We start from the raw sequence: 324 nt of genomic DNA, 5'->3' as shown, positions 1-324 counted from the left end.
TCCTATTCTAATTCCTGATGTTACAAATGGACTTCTTGTCTCACCTGGAACTGTATTTTTATTTACAGTTATTCCTGCATCTCCAAGTGCTGCATCTGCTTCTTTTCCTGAGAATGGTTTATTTAAGAAAGATACTAAAACTAAGTGATTATCTGTTCCACCACTTACTATATCATAACCTCTACTTACTAGAACTTCTCCTAGTACTTTTGCATTAGCTTTTACTTGTTTTGCATAATCTTTCCATTTTGGATCAAGTATCTCTTTAAATGCAACAGCTTTAGCAGCAATTACATGAACAAGTGGTCCACCTTGAAGTCCTGG

1 pseudogene is annotated in these 324 nt (G+C 35.2%); it reads right to left on the bottom strand.

Going from position 1 to position 324, the window contains the following annotated elements:
* Window positions 1-324, bottom strand: a pseudogene (glyA, locus tag CJ670_RS09690) (serine hydroxymethyltransferase); the annotation flags it as partial.

The sequence above is a fragment of the Arcobacter cryaerophilus gv. crypticus genome, from assembly GCF_002993025.1.
Taxonomy (GTDB): domain Bacteria; phylum Campylobacterota; class Campylobacteria; order Campylobacterales; family Arcobacteraceae; genus Aliarcobacter; species Aliarcobacter cryaerophilus_B.
The sequence above is the reverse complement of the archived record's forward strand: the minus strand, read 5'-3'. Positions and strand labels throughout refer to the sequence as shown.